This window comes from Pusillimonas sp. ANT_WB101, from assembly GCF_008369125.1.
Taxonomy (GTDB): domain Bacteria; phylum Pseudomonadota; class Gammaproteobacteria; order Burkholderiales; family Burkholderiaceae_B; genus Allopusillimonas.
In genome coordinates this window covers 162,925-180,168 of record NZ_VOAY01000003.1, presented here as the reverse complement: position 1 = coordinate 180,168, position 17,244 = coordinate 162,925, and the positions used below count along the sequence as shown (strand labels likewise).

Here is a 17,244-nt window from a genome sequence, read left to right as displayed (position 1 = left end):
CTGGTAACTTGGTAAACTGCGTGTAATGCCGGAAGCGTATAGTGTGGGCTTCCGGCTTTTTTCTGTTTCTGGCAAAGCAAATGCATACTGATCCTGCAGACTACGTACGCAAAACCATACGTAGCGTACCCGACTGGCCGAAGCCCGGCGTCATGTTCCGAGATATTACTCCCGTGCTCCAGGATCCGCGTTCCTTTCGCGTACTGGTCGATCTGTTTGTGTACCGTTACATGCGGCACCGTCTTGATCTGGTGGCGGGCGTGGACGCCAGGGGTTTCATCCTGGGGTCGGTGCTGGCTTACGAGCTAAATTTGGGCTTTGTACCTGTTCGCAAAAAAGGCAAGCTGCCGTTTCGTACCGTTGCTGAAGAATATACGCTCGAGTACGGAAATGCGTCGGTCGAAATGCATACTGATGCAGTGCGGCCAGGGCAACGTGTGCTGCTTATTGACGATTTGATTGCGACGGGCGGCACCATGGTGGCGGCGTCCAAACTGTTGCAACGTCTCGGCGCCAATGTTATTGAGGCTGCAGCCATTATCGACCTGCCTTATCTTGGCGGATCCAAAGCCTTGAAAGAAACAGGCCTTCCGTTGTATACGGTATGTCAGTTTGATGCGGCAGACAGCGCCGACTGCACGACCCAAGACGAATAAGAAGAACAGGGCGCACACGCGGCTTGACTGCGTGTCGTGCCAACAGCGTCGCCCACAAGCGGCGCAATAGATTGTCGTCCGCGCATGCGCGACAACTTTCTCCGACCGGTGCTGTCGCGATGGGCAGCACCGTTTTTTTTTTGCCCGAGGGCGCACCATGCGCCTGCCGCTGGCCGTTTGCTGTTAGATCAGTACGCGCTCTATGCCGCCCTCGTTGGCATCACGCACGTAATTGGGCAACCAGTCGGCGCCCAGTATGTGACGCGCCATTTCGACCACGATGTAATCGGCGTCCATGCCGGTATCTTGCTCATAACGCGACAAACCCTGCAGGCACGAAGGACAGGATGTCAACATCTTGATTTCGCCGCTATAACCGTCTTCGCGCAGCGTGGCCGTATTTTTGGCCAGCTCTTCTTCTTTGCGAAAGCGTACCTGCGTTGAAATGTCTGGCCTTGATACCGCCAGCGTGCCTGACTCACCGCAGCAGCGGTCGGTCTTGATCGCCCCTTCGCCCACCAGGCTCTTGACGGTTTTCATGGGGTCCTGCAATTTCATGGGCGAGTGACAGGGGTCATGGTACATGTAGCGTACGCCTTTCACGTCATGCAGTTGTATGCCTTTTTCGAGCAGATATTCATGGATATCGATCAATCTGCAGCCCGGAAAGATTTTTTCAAACTCGTAACCGGCCAGCTGGTCGTAGCAGGTACCACAACTTACGACAATGGTTTTGATGTCAAGGTAGTTCAGTGACGTGGCCATGCGTGAAAACAGCACGCGATTGTCGGTAATAATCTTCTCGGCTTTGTCGGTCATGCCGTTGCCGCGCTGCGGGTAGCCACAGCACAGATAGCCGGGCGGCAGCACAGTTTGTACGCCGGCATGCCAGAGCATGGCCTGCGTGGCCAGGCCCACTTGTGAAAATAAACGTTCAGAGCCGCAGCCAGGAAAATAAAACACGGCCTCGGTATCGGGAGAAGTGCGCGCGGGGTTACGGATAATCGGTATGTAGCTGGCATCTTCGATGTCCAGCAGTTTGCGTGCGGTCTGTTTGGGCAGGCCACCCGGCATTTTTTTGTTGATGAAATGGATAACCTGTTCGCGTATGGGCGCCTTGCCCACGGTGGCGGGCGGGTGATCAGCCTGTTTGCGCGCAGGGCGGGCAAGCAAGTCGTGAGCGATCCGCTGTGCCTTGTAACCTATGTCTATCATGCCTTTGCGCGTGGCGTTGATAACACGTGGGTCTTTGGCGTTCAGGAAGAACATGGCAGCGGTGGTACCGGGGTTGAATGATTTTTTATTCATTCGACGCAGCAGTGCACGCATCTCCATCGAGACGTCGCCAAAGTCAATGTCGACCGGACAGGGGTTGTAGCATTTGTGGCAAACCGTGCAGTGGTCGGCCACGTCTTCAAATTCTTCCCAGTGCTTTAAGCTAATGCCGCGACGTGTCTGTTCTTCATACAGAAAGCCTTCAATCAGCAAGGAGGTTGCCAGTATTTTGTTGCGGGGCGAGTAAAGCAGGTTGGCACGAGGTACGTGGGTTGCACACACAGGCTTGCACTTGCCGCAACGCAGGCAGTCTTTGATGGCGTTCGAAATTGAACCGATCTCACTGCGCTGCATGATCAGTGATTCGTGGCCCAGCAAATTGAAGCTTGGTGTCCAGGCATGGCGCAAGTCTGCGCCTGGCAGCAGTTTGCCGGCATTAAAGTGGCCATTGGGGTCAATGCGCTGCTTGTAGCCTTGAAAGGGGGCGAGTTCTTCTTGCGTCAGGTACTCATATTTGGTCAGGCCTATGCCGTGTTCGCCCGAGATGACGCCATCAAGACTGCGTGCGATTTGCATAATGCGGGCAACCGCCTCATTGGCTTCGCGCAGCATCTCGTAGTCGTCAGAGTTGACGGGGATATTGGTGTGTACGTTGCCATCGCCGGCATGCATATGCAGGGCAATAAAAACGCGGCTTCTTAGCACCCGGTCATGAATGGCCTGGATCTCGGCCAGAATGGCTGCGTGATCGGCGCCGGCAAAGCAGCGCTCCATTTCGGCGCGCACTTCGGTTTTCCAGGAAACCCGTATGGTGTGATCCTGAACAATATCGAAGACCGTGGCGTCAGGCTGGCCTGACAGGCGTTCTTGCAGCGCGGGCAGTGTGTCGGTTAGGCCAAGTGCACCCAGCGTATCGAGGGCGTCAGCCAGTGGCAGGTCAAGATTGTTAAGTAACCAGTGCCAGCGCTGGCCCACCTGCGTCAGCGCCGCGTGTGCGTCACGAGTTCGGTCGGCAAGGGCTTCTTCGTGGGCCTGGTCAGCGCCGTCGTCGACCGTGATCTTGCCGACAGGCAGTTCACCCTGCAGAAACGTGTTCAGCTCATCGAGTAACCGCAGTTTGTTGCGGGTGGACAGTTCGATGTTGATGCGCTCAATGGCGTCGGTGTACTCGCCCATGCGGGCCAGCGGAATAACGACGTCTTCGTTAATTTTGAAGGCGTTGGTGTGGCGTGCGATGGCTGCCGTGCGTGCGCGGTCAAGCCAGAATTTTTTACGCGCCTCGGGGCTTACCGCTACAAAACCCTCGCCATGGCGTGAGTTGGCGATACGAACCACTTCACTGGCCGCCAGTGCAACAGCGTCTGCGTCGTCACCCACGATATCACCGATAAGCACCATTTTGGGCAAGCCGCCGCGCTTGCTTTTGGTGGCATAACCCACGGCGCGCAGATAGCGTTCGTCGAGGTGCTCCAGCCCGGCCAGAATGGCACCGCGTTCACGGCCCGGGCCATCAAGGTAGTTTTTGACTTCGACAATAGATGGCACGGCATTGCGTGCCTGCCCGAAAAACTCCATACAGACGGTACGCGTATGGGCAGGCATGCGATGCAGAATCCAGCGCGCCGAGGTGATCAGGCCGTCGCAGCCTTCTTTCTGAACCCCAGGCAGGCCCGCAAGAAATTTGTCTGTGACGTCTTTGCCCAAGCCTACTTTGCGAAAGCGCGAGCCTTCGACGTTAAGCTCTTCTTGGCGCAGCAGCACGGCACCTGGTGTGGCAGCGCCATCAAACCATTTGAGCTCGAAGCGGGCTTGGTCGACATCGTGGATTTTGCCCAGATTGTGGTCGAGGCGGGTAACCTCAAGCCAGTTGCCCTGTGGGTCAACCATGCGCCACCAGGCCAGGTTGTCGAGGGCCGTGCCCCATAGCACTGCTTTTTTGCCCCCCGCGTTCATGGATACGTTGCCGCCCACACAGGAGGCGTCGGCCGAGGTGGGGTCAACGGCGAATACATGACCGGCCGCTTCGGCGGCTTCGGCGACACGACGCGTAACCACACCTGCGCCGGTCAACACAGTGCGCACAGGCTGCGCCACCCCAGGCAGCGTGGTGGCCTCGACCGGCCCGATGGCATCAAGTTTTTCGGTATTGATGACCGCAGAAAGCGGTGTAAGTGGAATGGCGCCGCCTGTGTAGCCGGTGCCACCCCCACGCGGGATAATGGTCAGCCCCAACTCAATACAGGCCCGTACCAGTGCGGCCATTTCATTTTCGTGATCGGGGGTAAGCACCACAAAAGGGTATTCGACCCGCCAGTCAGTGGCATCAGTAACGTGTGACACGCGCGACAGGCCATCAAACTTTATGTTGTCTTTGTGGGTAATGCGCGAAAGCACACGCACCGCCAGTTTGCGCCGCTGACGTGTTTGCTCGAACAAGGCTTCGAAATCTGCCACGGCGGTGCGTGCTGCGTGCAGCAGGCGTGCCACCTTGCTGTCGCGATCGGCAACCTCGGCATTGCGACGCTGGTCAATGGCGTTGAGTCGGTTTTCAAGCACTTCAACCAGCAAATGCAGCCGCTTGGGGTTGTTGAGCAAGTCGTCGAACAAGTACGGGTTGCGCCTGACCACCCAGATATTGCCCAGCACCTCGAAGAGCATAAGGGCGGAGCGCCCAGTGCGGCGCTCGCCGCGCAACTGGCAAATCAGTTGCCAGGATTCTTCGCCCAGCAGGCGATGAACAACCTCGCGATCTGAGTAAGACGTATAGTTGTAGGGGATTTCGCGAAGGCGGGCTGCGGTCTGGGAGACGTCAGCGGCTAACAGGTGGCTGGCTAGGGGGGCGTTCATGAGCGGAGAAAAAAAGAGAACCCTTAAAGAGGCAGTGTACGGGGAACTGCGTTTTTAATCTATTGGAATGTCTGCGATCTGGCTGTAGGCGTGGCCTTGCGGGCAAGGTTGCTAAGCATCGATAGCTGGTGCCGTGGATGACAGGAGGTTTGGCCATTGCTAAAACGTGGTTTAAATCTGTTGCGGGAAGATCCACAGTAGCCCGGCAGTCATGACCAGATAACGCAAAAATTTACCGATGGCGATATACACCATGCTGCGCCAGAAGGGCATGCGCAACCAGCCTGCCACCGCGCACAGAGGGTCGCCCACCACAGGCAGCCACGAGAAAAGCAGTGCAGGCGGGCCCATGCGTTTTAGCCAATAACCAATGTAATCATGCCACCGCCCACCGGCCTTGGTGCGCGGCTGATAAGGGTGTTTTTCTCGCCAGCGTTCATAGGCTTTGTCGGCACCCAGCCCCATGGCGTAACTGATCGCGCCGCCAATCGTGTTGCCGGCTGTGGCCACCAGTACGGCCGGCCAGAACATATCAGGCGCAATCTTCACGTAGCCGAATACGGCTGGCTCGGAGCCCAGCGGCAATAGCGTGGCAGATATCAGGCTGACGAAGAATATGGCGCTCAGGCCTACACTTGGCAACGCGAACGTTGCCAATAGCCAGGTAATTGATGCATGCAGCCAAGCTTCCATAGCGCGCTAGTGTAATGGTATTCTGTCTGACTTGAGCTTTTTCTTGAGCGCTTTTGCTCCGCGCCGTTCTCATCGCCCCTCATACATGTCTACCGACTACCTAAAGCGCATACTTACCTCCAAGGTTTACGACGTTGCGGTCGAGTCTCCGCTCGATCTGGCCAGCCAGGTTTCTGCCCGTATCCAGAACACCGTGTTGCTGAAACGCGAAGATACCCAGCCCGTTTTCAGCTTTAAACTTCGCGGGGCCTATAACAAAATGGCCAACCTGTCCGCCGCCGACCTCAAGCGTGGTGTTATCGCCGCATCGGCCGGCAACCATGCTCAAGGGGTTGCGCTGTCAGCCAAACGCCTGGGGTGCAGGGCAGTTATCGTCATGCCTGTTACCACGCCTTCGGTCAAAATTGATGCTGTGCGTGCGCTGGGTGGCGAAGTAGTGTTGTTTGGGGACAGCTTTACTGATTCAGCCGCGCATGCCAAAGAGATCGAAAAGAAAGAAAAACTCACCTTTGTGCACCCCTTTGATGACCCTGATGTCATTGCCGGGCAGGGCACGGTCGGCATGGAAATCCTGCGCCAGCACCCAGGGCCCATTGATGCCATTTTTGTTGCCATTGGCGGCGGTGGCCTTATAAGCGGCGTGGCGGCGTATGTAAAGCAACTGCGACCAGACATTAAAATTATTGGTGTGCAAACCTTTGACTCAGACGCCATGATCCGCAGCATTAAGGCCGGCAGGCGTATTACGCTTACCGACGTTGGGCTTTTTTCAGACGGTACGGCGGTAAAGCAGGTGGGGCTTGAAACCTTCAAGCTTGCCCGCGAGTACGTCGATGACTACGTACAGGTCGATACCGACGCCATCTGTGCCGCAATCAAAGACGTGTTCCAGGATACCCGTAGCGTACTTGAGCCCGCCGGAGCGCTGGCGCTCGCCGGGGCCAAACGTTACGCTGCGCTCCACAAATGGAAAGGCAAAACGCTGGTTGCCATTACCTGTGGTGCCAACATGAATTTCGACCGCCTGCGCTTTGTGGCAGAGCGGGCCGACGTTGGCGAGGCGCGCGAAGCCTTGTTTGCGCTCTCCATACCTGAGCAGCGCGGCAGCTTTTTGCGCTTGTGCGAGGCAGTGGGTGATCGCAGTGTTACCGAGTTTAATTACCGCATTTCCGAAGCCGAGCAGGCACATGTTTTTGTAGGCCTGCAAATACGCTCAGAGGCCGAGCAGCATAAGCTGGCTGCCAATTTTCAGAAAAAAGGCTTTCCTACGCTTGACCTGACAGGCAATGAAATGGCCAAAACCCACCTGCGCTACATGGTGGGGGGGCGTTCGGTGCTGGCCAAGCATGAAATGTTGTTTCGTTTTGAGTTTCCTGAGCGTCCCGGCGCACTCACAAGGTTTCTTTCCAACATGAGCCCCAACTGGAACATCAGCCTGTTCCATTACCGCAACCAGGGCGACGACTACGGTCGTATTCTGGTGGGTATACAGGTTCCGCCCGAAGACAAAAAAGAGTTTCGGGCATTTCTTGATGGCCTGGGCTACATCTACTGGAACGAAACCGATAACCCGGCCTACAAGCTGTTTTTGTAGGCTGATCGGCAGCAAACTCCTGTGTAAAACCAAGAATCGCTCTATTTGTCGTGTTCAGCCTCGCATTTAGCGGCGAGGCTGGATAGCGGAGCGAGTTAACGGGTGGCGGGGTTTCAGCTTGCCGACCCGCCATTTAATAGTGCCCGTACCGGTGCTAGCATTTGATTCAATTGTTCAAACGCAGCCTCGCGCTGGGCATCCAGCCGTTGGGCCTGCTCTAGCGTGCATTCGGTAAATTTCAGCTTCTCGCCGGGCAGGCATTGCGCAACCAGCGGCAGGTCAACGGTGGCAACATGGCCGATCTTGGCATAGCCGCCTGTGGTCTGCCGGTCCGCCATCAAAATAATAGGTTGCCCGTCGGCCGGCACCTGGATGGCACCAAAGCTGGTTGGCTCAGACAGCAACTGGGTCGCTTGCTTCAGTGGCAATAATGGCCCCTGCAGGCGATAGCCCATGCGTTCAGAATCAGGGCTGACGCGGTACTCGGCTGAAAACAGGGTATCTATGGCTGCCTCGGTAAACAGGCCAGTATGAGGGCCGCGCAGTAGCCGCAAGGCCGCACGCGGCTGCAGGCCGAGTATGGCGGGCAGGTATATTTTTATGTGCCAAAGCTCGCGGTCCAGGGCTTGCAGGTCGTGCTGCTGCAGCGAGCGGCGTAGCGTCAGCGTATCGCCTTTTTTTAGCGCGCGCCCATCAAGCCCACCAAAGCCGCCACGTACATAGGTGCTGCGACTTCCCAGCACAGGCAGAATCTCTACACCACCATGCCACGCCAGATAAGCGCGAACGCCTGATTGGCGCGCACCGAACGTCAGCCTGTCGCCGGCGCTTACGACCAGAGGGCGGTCATTGGGTACAGCCTGCCCGTTAAGACACGGGCCTAATCTTGCACCACTGATGGCTATGCAGGCGGGCGCATCAAAGTGCAGTTCAGGCCCGGTCAGTGTGATTTCAAGCGTGGCTTCATCGGCGTTGTTGCCCGCCAGCAAATTGGCAAGACGATGGGCACGCGTGTCCATGGCACCGCTTACAGGTACGCCCAAGTGCTGATGACCCAGACGGCCACCGTCTTGGAATGTGGACAGCAGGCCCGGTTTGATTACCGTAATGCTCATGACTGGCCACCTTTAATCGCAAGAAACTCCTCGGCCGACACAGGGATAAACCGCAGCATGTCGCCGGGAGAGAGCAGCGTGGGCGGGTTTTCAACGGGGTTGAACAGCGTGACAGGCGTTGCGCCAATAATATGCCAGCCACCCGGCGAGGCATTGGGGTAGATCATGGTTTGGCGGTTGGCGATGGCGACGGAGCCCGCCGGCAGTCGCGTGCGGGGTGTGGGCCGACGCCCTATATCGAGCCGGACATCATGCACGCCCAGATAGGGAGCACCGGGTGCAAAACCCAGCATAAAGACATAACAAGGCTCTGCACTGTGCAGGCGTATGACTTCGTCGGTGCTCAGGCCCGTATGTGCTGCCACGTCGGCCAGGTCAGGGCCATATTCTGCGCCGTAGCAGACGGGTATGTCCACTTGCTTTCCGTGTGTGGCTGTGGTTTGGTCGGCGAGTTCGCTGGCGAGTACCTGCTCGATCTCGCTGGCGAGCCGGCTCAGGCTATTGCCACGGTCGGCGACTTGCGGCTGATAATGTACAGCCAGCGTGGTAAAGGCAGGAACAATATCGGTAACGCCCAGAAGGTTAGCCTGTCGCAGTGCCCAGGCTGCAGCGGCGCAACGCTTTCCGACGGCAACATCAATGGTTTCGCCAAAAGTGAGTATGAGGCAGCGGTCGCCCTGCGGGGCGAGTGCCCATGGCGGGCAGGCGTGTTTTGTCGCTGCAGGCATGGGGGTCTCCATTCGTTATTGTTTAATGCGCGCGTCAGATATTGTGCCTGATTTTAAGGCAGCAGGGCTTGATCGGCATGCCCAATGTGCCCTCGTGCCTGCCTGGCTGTCTTTAGTGCATGCGCCGCAGCGGGCTGCCTATGCAAAGGCCGTTTGGCTAGCGCGCTGTGCTCAGGCGCGAAGAAGGGAAGATAAGCGAAAACGTGCTGCCAGCCCCTAGCCGGCTGTGTATGGTTAATTCGGCGTTGTGACGCAGGGCCACGTGCCTTGTGATGGCAAGGCCCAGGCCGGTGCCGCCGGTGGCACGTGAACGGCCACGATCTACACGGTAGAAGCGCTCTGTCAGGCGAGGAATGTCTTGGGCTGCAATGCCGATGCCGGTGTCCTGGACGCTGTAACAGGCGTGGCCATCTTCAGTCATAAACCAGCTTACGGTAATGGTTCCGTCTTTAGGGGTGTAGCGAATGGCATTGGTCAGCAGGTTGGAGACGGCTGAGGCCAGCTCGGTTTCGCTGCCGGTCACGCAGATATCGTGAGCGATGTTCTCTACAAACACGTGCTGCCCACCCGACAAAATACGTGCTTGTTGCAGGGCTTCGTGTACCACCTGACCAAGCTGGATGGGCCGTCCGCCCGCTTGCGGTGAGGATTCAAGCGCCGAGAGTGTCAGCAGATCAGCCACGATGGCCTGCATGCGCTGAGCCTGCTCCAGCATCAGCCGCTGGTAGTGGTCGCGCTGTGCCTGGCTGAATGCCTCGGGCGGCATGTCGCAAAGGGTTTCCAGAAAGCCTGCCAATACCGTAAGCGGCGTGCGTAATTCGTGCGACACGTTGGCCACAAAATCTTTGCGGGTGGTTTCCAGCTTTTCGACTTGTGTCACGTCGCGGGTTACCAGCAGAAACTGGCCTACGCCATATTGGGTCAACTGCGCCAGCAGGCTTTTTTCGTGTCCATCGTAGGTAAGATGAAGCAGCACGGGGCCTGGCCATTTGTTCTGGCGGGCGTAGCGGGCAAACTCAGGCTCGCGCAAAATGTTCAGAATGCTGTGGTTGCGGTCGGTTTCCAGATTTAACCCAATGTGCTCGCTGGCAGTTTGATTGCACCACGTTACCTGCATGGCCTCGTCGAGTGTGATGGCACCATCGGGCAAGGCCTCAGCTGCCTGCATCAGGCTGTCGAGATTACGCTTTAGCAGGCCCATTTCGCGGGTTGAGTTGCGCAGCTTGCGATAAATAGGCGCCAGAATATCGTCCCATGGGCCCATAGAGGGCGGGGGCGGGTCATCAACGTTTTTGGCCCAGTGAGCGATGCGTGACAACTGCCAGCCGCTGACCAGTATCATGATCAGCAGACCGAGCGAGAACAGACCCCAGCCAACCTTTGGCCCCAGCCATGAACCGACAAGCCAGCCTAATAGCGCCCAGGCGCCGATGGAAAACAAGGTTTTGGTCATGACTTCATATCTCTGGAACCACCGCAGCCATGGGGCATGTGTTTGTTCAGTCTTTTTTTACAGGGTTTGCAGTAAAGCGGTAGCCCGCGCCACGAACGGTTTCTATACGGTTATCGTGGCCGCCGGGCTCCAGCGCTTTGCGCAGACGTCGAATATGCACGTCTACCGTACGTTCTTCGACGAAAACATGGTCGCCCCAGACTTGGTCAAGAAGCTGCGCACGTGAGAACACTCTTTCAGTGTGCGTCATGAAAAAGTGTAGCAGGCGGAACTCGGTGGGACCCACGGTGAGCGCCAGGCCATCACTGGTAACCCGGTGGGTGGTTGGGTCAAGGGCAAGTGTGCCCATTGTAATAATGTCATCAGTTAGCTGGGGGGCCCGTCGGCGCAGCACCGCCTTAATGCGTGCCACCAGTTCTTTGGGTGAAAAGGGCTTGGTAATGTAATCGTCGGCACCCGCCTCCAGGCCTTCGACCTTGTCGTGCTCAGCCCCTTTTGCGGTCAGCATGATAACCGGCACATTGCGGGTGCGTTCATCGCTGCGCAACGTGCGCGCCAGGGTAATGCCCGAGGCGCCCGGCAGCATCCAGTCAAGCAATATCAGGTCGGGTAGCTCGGCCCGGATGAGCGTCTGCGCCTGTTCGGCATCGAAAGCGCGCAATACCTTGTGCCCGGCAAACGATAGATTGACCGAGATCAGTTCCTGAATGGCGGGTTCATCTTCTACGACAAGGATTGTTGTGCTCATGGTGCGGGATGATAGTAGTTTTTCATGACATGCATCATATGTCGCGAATATGTCAGGTTTGTGAAAATGGAGCCGACTTTCAATAATGATGTACGATTATCTAATCATGCAAAATACCACTTCTTCCCCAGAAGACCGGGCCCGGTCCGAAGGCGCGGCTGCCGACGCCGTCAATCGCTTTTCTGCCGAGGGTGCGTCCACGCATCAGCAGGCCAGCACGCACTTTGGCTTTAAAACGGTTGCAGAAGGCGAAAAAGCCAGCAAGGTTGCCCAGGTGTTCCATTCGGTAGCAAGTCGCTACGACGTCATGAACGACCTGATGTCGGGCGGCCTGCATCGTATCTGGAAGGCGTTTACCATCCGTCAGGCTGATGTACGTTCGGGCATGAAGGTGCTCGACATTGCTGGCGGCACCGGTGATCTGGCACGTGCGTTTGCCAAGCGTGCCGGTCAAACCGGCGAGGTGTGGCTCACTGACATTAATGAGTCTATGTTGCGGGTTGGCCGTGACCGGCTGGCTGATCGGGGCATGCTTTTGCCCGTATCTGTCTGCGACGCCGAGAAGCTGCCGTTTCCCGATGCGTATTTTGACCGGGTCAGCGTAGCCTTTGGCCTGCGCAACATGACTCATAAAGAGCTTGCGCTGGCCGAAATGCGTCGCGTGCTCAAGCCGGGTGGCAAGCTGCTTGTGCTTGAGTTCTCCCACATCGCGCGGCCTCTGGCTCCAGTCTACGACTGGTACTCGTTTAACGTGTTGCCGTGGCTGGGTGGCAAGGTAGCGGGTGACGAAGAAAGCTATCGTTATCTGGCCGAGTCTATTCGCATGCATCCTGATCAGGAAACCCTGGCAGGCATGTTGCGTGACGCCGGGCTGTCACGTGTACGGTATTTCAATCTCAACGCCGGGCTTGTGGCCCTGCATGAGGGTGTCCGGCTCGATTGAACCGGCTTGCGCCTGGTTGCAGGGTTATGCAGCCAGGCAAAACAATATCGTCCTTCCATTCGCGGCGCGCCTGTTCATGCGGGCAATGTATCGTTTGATGCAAAATTCATTCCCGCCGCCGCCCACTTTATGATAATGTTCAGGTTCTCGTAAGGTTGCCGGAGCCTGGCGCATAGTCGTTCTGTTGCTGCCTTACCAAGACCATACATTCAATCTGGTGGCGCGTTGGTATGCGCGCCATATACAGGAGCACTAAATGTTTAACAAAGGTTCACGTCTGCTGGCCGCGCTCTTGCTCGTGGTTACCGCTGGCGCCATGCTTACGGTCTCATTCGATGCAGAAGCTCGCCGCATGGGCGGCGGCAGAAGCTTCGGCAAGCAGTCCAGCAATATCATGAAACAGCGTCAGGCTGCCAAGCCGCCTGCCGCCGCCTCCTCCGCACAACGCAGCGCCGCACCGGCCGCTGGTGCTGCAGCTGCCGGTGCCGCTGCAAAAAGTGGCATGTCCCGGTGGCTTGGCCCTCTCGCCGGCATAGCCGCCGGCTTGGGCATTGCGGCCCTGCTTTCCAGCATGGGGCTGTCCGGTGCCTTCCTCGAGTTCATGTCCAGTATGCTGCTCATAGGCTTGGTGGTGTTCGCTGTCATCTTCCTGGTACGCAAACTGCGTGGGGGCATGGCGCGGCCTGCCATGCAGCAGTCCGGCCACGGCGCGCATGGGGCCAGCCCCATGCAACGGCAAGGTCTTGCACAACAAGACCGTGCAGCTACGCCTCCGCTGGCTGCCGTCCCCGCTGCGTCTTCAGTGGCGGCGGTACCCGCACCTCCCGTAGATGAGTCCTGGTTTATTCCCGGCGACTTCGACACGGCAACCTTTCTGGGCAACGCCAAGGCGCAGTTCATTAAAATCCAATCGGTCTGGGACAGCGGCAATCTTGATGAGCTTCGCGACTACATGACTGACGACCTCATTGCCGAGGTCAAGCCAGAGCTCATGCAGCGCGATGCCGGCAATGTCACCGAGGTGGTGCTGCTTAATGCCGAGCTGCTTGGTATTGAAACCGTTTCAGGTGGTCATCTGGCCAGCGTCCGTTACTCTGGCATGCTGCGCGAGTCACCCAATACCGAGGCCTTCCGTTTCGAAGAAGTCTGGAATCTCTACAAGGCTGACGGCGCTGGCTGGCTGCTTGCGGGCATTCAGCAAATACCCCTCGATAACGCCAGTTAAGCCCAAGTGGGCAAGGGGCGGGCAAGCTGGCCTATGCCCCTGAAAGCCTGTACAGGGCTGGGCGTTGGCGGGTTGTTTGTCAGGGCTCTGCCTGGCGCTGGCGGCAACCCGTTAATCCGTCTGAAGGCGGCCGTACACCTCGTGCGGCCGCCTTCAGACCTTATCGTTTTGGTTTGTATCTCTCAGTTGCGTGTAAAACCGTTAAACTTGACGTCTTGCTATACAGGCTAATTCGATTTCGGCACTGCCGCCCGCGCCAAACATGTTTTCTTTGCCTTTTCTGCCCAAACCCGCCCAACTGCCCGTTTCTGCGTTGAACGCTTTGCTTCGGCGCGAGCCGTGGGCGCGCGAACGCCTGGAGCCCCATGCGGGTAAATCAGTGCGTTTCATCGTTGGCCCTGGAATAGTCAATCTGTCTATTCAGGGCTCGGGGTTTGTGGCGACGTCTGACCCCGCCATTGTCCCCAATGCCACGTTTACCATCCCGGTCGCCCGGCTTGCCAGCCTTCCCGGGGTGCTGCGCAGCCGTGATCCGTCGGCACTAACGGCGTTGCTGCATGTGGAAGGCGACGCGGCGCTGGCTCAGGTGGTTTCTGACCTGGCACGCAGTTTGCGATGGGATCTGCAAAACGATCTTTCGCGCGTCGTGGGCGATGTGGCTACCGCTCGCCTGGTGGGGGCCGGCAAACTGGCGGCCAGCGGTATGGAGCAGGCCGCCGAACGTCTTGCAGGCAATGTCTCCGAGTATATGACCGAAGAAAGCGGCCTGATGACAGGGCGTGCGGCGTTTCAGGGGTTGTCGGCCGATATGCGCTCCATGCTGCAGCGGCTTGAGTTGCTTGAAGCGCGTGTAGGCGCGCTCAACCCCGCCCAGAGGGGCACCCCCTCGGCAAAGGCCTGATACATGTTTATATTTTTTCGTCTTTTTCGCATCGTCTGGGTAGCACTACGCTACCGACTCGATGAGCTGGTGCTGTCCAGTATCAAGCACCCGATGGCCTATAGCCTGTTGCGTGTCGTGCGGTTTGGGCGGGCTCCGCGCACACCCCGAGGTGTTCGTTTGCGGATGGCGCTTGAAGAGCTTGGCCCAATTTTCGTCAAGTTTGGGCAAGTCCTTTCCACGCGCCGCGATCTCATCCCTCTGGACGTTGCCATTGAGCTTGCACTGCTGCAAGACAGCGTGCCGCCGTTTCCGTCAGAACAGGCAGCCGCCTCCATCGAGGCCGCGCTCGGGGCATCGCCCTACACACTGTTCAAGCATTTTGAAACCGACCCCGTGGCGTCCGCGTCGATTGCCCAGGTGCATTTTGCCGTACTGCACGATGGTCGTGATGTCGCCGTCAAAGTGCTCAGGCCCGGCATGCGCGACATTATTGAAAAAGATCTGGCGCTCATGGGTGTTCTGGCCGGGCTGGTAGAGCGCCTGGCTGCTGACGGGCGCAGGCTTAAGCCGCGTCAGGTCGTTGCCGAGTTTGATAACTATCTGCATGATGAGCTCGACCTTATTCGTGAAGCATCCAACTGCAGCCAGTTGCGCCGTAACTTTGCGCCCGAAACCGGGCGCGAACACTTGCTTATGGTTCCAGAGGTGGTGTGGGAGTACTGCACCACAACCATCTTTACTATGGAGCGTATGCGTGGCATTCCGGTCAGTCACATGGACCGGCTCAAGGCGGCAGGCATTGATACACGCGAGCTGGGTCGCAAAGGCGTCGAAATATTTTTCATGCAGGTGTTTAGCGATGGCTTTTTCCACGCCGACATGCACCCTGGCAATATTTTTGTGTCTGATCAACCTGAAAGCCTCGGTCGCTATATTGCGCTCGACTTCGGTATCGTAGGTTCGCTGTCTGAGTTTGACAAAAATTATTTGGCACAAAACTTTCTTGCCTTCTTCCGTCGCGATTATCATCGAGTCGCGCAACTGCATATTGAGTCAGGCTGGGTGCCTGCGACCACGCGCGAAGAAGAGCTCGAGGGGGCGGTACGCGCCGTATGCGAACCCTATTTCGACCGCCCGCTCTCCGAAATTTCGCTTGGTCAGGTGTTGCTGCGACTATTCCAGACCTCACGTCGTTTCAATGTCGAGATTCAGCCGCAACTTGTGTTATTGCAAAAAACACTGCTAAATGTCGAAGGTATGGGGCGCGAGCTGGATCCTGAGCTTGATCTCTGGAAAACTGCCAAGCCCTACCTCGAAAAATGGATGCACGAACGGGTAGGGCTAACTGGGGTGCGCAAGCAGCTGGAGAAAGAAGCGGGGCAATGGTCGCAACTTTTGCCGCAGATCCCCAGACTGGTGCACGCACACCTTAGCAAGCCTTCGTTTGCACCTGAGTTACACTCACAGATGGAGCGCATGCGTCGTACCCAAGAGCAAACCAACCGGCTGCTCATGACCGTGTGCGCTATCCTCGCCGTGGCGGTAGGTGTCGCCATATGGGCCCTTACGCGGGTGTAATAGTCAGGTAATCATTGCTCAGGTAATATTTCCACATACACCCGCAGGCTCGCCCACCCTTTAACACGCCGCCCCAAGCCGCCTGTATACCATACTGGCCTGCGGTGCCCCGGACCAAAGAGAGAATTCCATGCTTTATCCTGAATTATTCAAATCAATGGAAGCCGTGCGTTGGAACATGCACGCCGACATCCCATGGGATGATTTCGACCGTTCCAAGCTTACGGATGACCAGGCATACACCATCAAAATGAATGCCATCACTGAGTGGGCGGCGTTGCCGGCCACTGAAATGTTTCTGCGCGATTTTCGCGACGACAGTGATTTCTCGGCATTTATGTCAATCTGGTTTTTTGAAGAACAAAAGCACTCGCTCGTACTTATGGAGTACTTGCGTCGCTTTTACCCAGATCTGGTGCCTACCGAAGAAGAGCTGCACAAGGTGCGTTTTGAGTTTGATCCGGCGCCCGCCATGGAAACCCTCATGCTGCATTTTTGCGGCGAGATACGGCTCAACCACTGGTACCGCCGCGCGGCCGACTGGCACACTGAGCCGGTCATCAAGGCTATTTACAAAATTGTGGCACAAGATGAAGCACGTCACGCCGGTGCCTACCTGCGCTACATGAAGCGTGCGTTAATGCATCAGGGGCAAGAATACGGTCAGCAGGCACGCATGGCATTTGCCAAAATTGGCGTGTTGATGGCATCAGCCCACCGTACGCCCCAGGCTTTGCACCCCACCAATCTGCACGTCAACAAAGAACTCTACCCGATGGATACCGTGCAGTCTCAACTGCCGTCTCCGGGTTGGCTTGAAAACTGGCTTGATAACCAGATTCATTTTGATAAAGAATGGGAAGGCAAAGTTAGCTCACGCATTTTGCACAATATGTCATTGCTAATGGACAACACCTTTAATACGGTGCAAGACCTTAACCGCTATCGCAAACAGCTGAACAAAGATCTGGTTCCTGCTGCCTGAACATACACTAACAAGCCTGCCATGACTGCACGTTTTGAATCCAAAATTTTGTCGCGTCAGGCGTGTATCGATGCGGTACGCAGCGGTCGCTTGCCCCGACCGCTTATCTTTACCAATGGTGTGTTCGATATTCTGCATCGCGGTCATGTCACCTATCTTGATGAGGCGGCGCAGTTGGGCGCAAGCTTGATCGTGGCGATCAATACTGATGCTTCGGTGCGGCGCTTGGGCAAGGGCGACGACAGGCCGTTAAACACCCTGGCCGATAGGGCGGCGCTGCTGGCGTCACTTGAAAGTGTCGGGCTGGTAACGTCTTTTGATGAAGACACGCCCCAGGCCCTTATTGAGCAGCTAAGGCCTGATGTCATTGTCAAAGGTGGCGACTACATTATGTCAGAGCTGCCTGAAACGGCCAGCGTTGAAAGCTGGGGCGGGCGTGCGGTAGCCATACCGTTTCGGCACCAGCGATCCACCACCGCTCTATTGAGCAAAATACGGGGCAGTTGAGGGCGCGGTTTGCG

14 protein-coding genes are annotated in these 17,244 nt (G+C 57.1%); 8 read left to right on the top strand and 6 right to left on the bottom strand.

Going from position 1 to position 17,244, the window contains the following annotated elements; translation table 11 throughout:
• The first annotated feature begins 80 nt into the window (after positions 1 to 80).
• Positions 81 to 656: an adenine phosphoribosyltransferase gene (locus tag FQ179_RS13545; RefSeq protein ID WP_149397857.1), complete on the top strand. Its 576-nt coding sequence runs from the start codon at positions 81 to 83 to the stop codon at positions 654 to 656.
• A 183-nt stretch (positions 657 to 839) separates the two neighbouring features.
• On the opposite strand, the gene FQ179_RS13540 is transcribed toward FQ179_RS13545, so the two are convergent.
• Both FQ179_RS13540 and FQ179_RS13535 read right to left on the bottom strand, forming a co-directional pair.
• Positions 840 to 4,778 (bottom strand): FAD/FMN-binding oxidoreductase, encoded by a 3,939-nt coding sequence (locus FQ179_RS13540; RefSeq protein ID WP_149397856.1) that lies wholly within the window; start codon positions 4,776 to 4,778, stop codon positions 840 to 842.
• Positions 4,779 to 4,949: 171 nt separating this feature from the next.
• On the bottom strand, positions 4,950 to 5,471 hold the full coding sequence (locus FQ179_RS13535) for a YqaA family protein (protein WP_149397855.1): 522 nt from the start codon (positions 5,469 to 5,471) through the stop codon (positions 4,950 to 4,952).
• Positions 5,472 to 5,514: 43 nt separating this feature from the next.
• Between FQ179_RS13535 and ilvA the strand changes: the two genes are divergently transcribed.
• On the top strand, positions 5,515 to 7,065 hold the full coding sequence (gene ilvA / locus FQ179_RS13530; protein WP_255474990.1) for a threonine ammonia-lyase, biosynthetic: 1,551 nt from the start codon (positions 5,515 to 5,517) through the stop codon (positions 7,063 to 7,065).
• Between the two features lie 113 nt (positions 7,066 to 7,178).
• On the opposite strand, the gene FQ179_RS13525 is transcribed toward ilvA, so the two are convergent.
• The 4 genes from FQ179_RS13525 to phoB form a co-directional block, all read right to left on the bottom strand.
• Positions 7,179 to 8,180, bottom strand: coding sequence for a biotin-dependent carboxyltransferase family protein (locus tag FQ179_RS13525; protein WP_149397853.1), 1,002 nt, complete (start codon positions 8,178 to 8,180; stop codon positions 7,179 to 7,181).
• Positions 8,177 to 8,908, bottom strand: coding sequence for a 5-oxoprolinase subunit PxpB (gene pxpB, locus FQ179_RS13520; protein ID WP_149397852.1), 732 nt, complete (start codon positions 8,906 to 8,908; stop codon positions 8,177 to 8,179). Before pxpB ends, FQ179_RS13525 begins: the two co-directional genes overlap by 4 nt.
• Positions 8,909 to 9,065: 157 nt before the next feature.
• A complete protein-coding gene (gene phoR, locus FQ179_RS13515; protein ID WP_149397851.1) occupies positions 9,066 to 10,361 on the bottom strand; it encodes a phosphate regulon sensor histidine kinase PhoR in 1,296 nt (431 codons plus the stop codon).
• Positions 10,362 to 10,407: 46 nt separating this feature from the next.
• Positions 10,408 to 11,109 carry a phosphate regulon transcriptional regulator PhoB gene (gene phoB, locus FQ179_RS13510; RefSeq protein WP_149397850.1) on the bottom strand — a complete coding sequence of 234 codons (702 nt, stop codon included), beginning with the start codon at positions 11,107 to 11,109 and terminating at the stop codon, positions 10,408 to 10,410.
• 106 nt (positions 11,110 to 11,215) lie between these two features.
• On the opposite strand from phoB, the gene ubiE reads away from it, so the two are divergent.
• The 6 genes from ubiE (at position 11,216) to FQ179_RS13480 (ending at position 17,230) form a co-directional block, all read left to right on the top strand.
• The gene (gene ubiE / locus FQ179_RS13505; protein WP_149397849.1) at positions 11,216 to 12,052 is read left to right on the top strand and encodes a bifunctional demethylmenaquinone methyltransferase/2-methoxy-6-polyprenyl-1,4-benzoquinol methylase UbiE; all 837 of its coding nucleotides are present in this window, start codon (positions 11,216 to 11,218) and stop codon (positions 12,050 to 12,052) included.
• 256 nt (positions 12,053 to 12,308) lie between these two features.
• The gene (locus FQ179_RS13500; protein ID WP_149397848.1) at positions 12,309 to 13,277 is read left to right on the top strand and encodes a Tim44 domain-containing protein; all 969 of its coding nucleotides are present in this window, start codon (positions 12,309 to 12,311) and stop codon (positions 13,275 to 13,277) included.
• 262 nt (positions 13,278 to 13,539) lie between these two features.
• On the top strand, positions 13,540 to 14,178 hold the full coding sequence (locus FQ179_RS13495) for an SCP2 domain-containing protein (protein WP_149397847.1): 639 nt from the start codon (positions 13,540 to 13,542) through the stop codon (positions 14,176 to 14,178).
• A gap of 3 nt (positions 14,179 to 14,181) precedes the next feature.
• Positions 14,182 to 15,738, top strand: coding sequence for a ubiquinone biosynthesis regulatory protein kinase UbiB (ubiB, locus tag FQ179_RS13490; RefSeq protein ID WP_149397846.1), 1,557 nt, complete (start codon positions 14,182 to 14,184; stop codon positions 15,736 to 15,738).
• A 130-nt stretch (positions 15,739 to 15,868) separates the two neighbouring features.
• Positions 15,869 to 16,723, top strand: coding sequence for a ferritin-like domain-containing protein (locus tag FQ179_RS13485; RefSeq protein ID WP_149397845.1), 855 nt, complete (start codon positions 15,869 to 15,871; stop codon positions 16,721 to 16,723).
• Between the two features lie 21 nt (positions 16,724 to 16,744).
• A complete protein-coding gene (locus FQ179_RS13480) occupies positions 16,745 to 17,230 on the top strand; it encodes an adenylyltransferase/cytidyltransferase family protein (RefSeq protein WP_149397844.1) in 486 nt (161 codons plus the stop codon).
• The last annotated feature ends 14 nt before the right edge of the window (positions 17,231 to 17,244 follow it).